The organism is Paracoccus sp. M683 (genome assembly GCF_007096355.1).
Classification (GTDB): Bacteria; Pseudomonadota; Alphaproteobacteria; order Rhodobacterales; family Rhodobacteraceae; genus Paracoccus.
This window is the reverse complement of sequence record NZ_VKDF01000071.1, coordinates 1-261: the sequence shown is the minus strand read 5'-3', so window position 1 is coordinate 261 and position 261 is coordinate 1. Positions and strand designations below refer to the sequence as shown.

Sequence of the window (261 nt, the reverse complement as noted above, 5' to 3'; positions counted from 1 at the left end):
CGCGGCCCGAAATCGAGAACACGTCCTCGATCGGCAGCAGGAACGGCTGGTCAACGGCGCGCTCGGGCGTCGGGATATAGCTGTCAACGGCCTCGATCAGCGCACGGATCGAGTTCTCGCCGATTTCCGGATCACGGCCTTCCAGCGCCGCCAGAGCCGAGCCCTTGATGATCGGAATGTCATCGCCCGGATAGTCATAGCTGGACAGCAGCTCGCGCACTTCCATCTCGACCAGTTCCAGCAGTTCCTCGTCATCCACCT

Annotated in this window: 1 pseudogene; it reads right to left on the bottom strand. The window is 62.1% G+C overall.

From position 1 onward, the window contains the following. Positions 1-261, bottom strand: a pseudogene (gene tuf / locus FNJ84_RS21830) (elongation factor Tu); the annotation flags it as partial.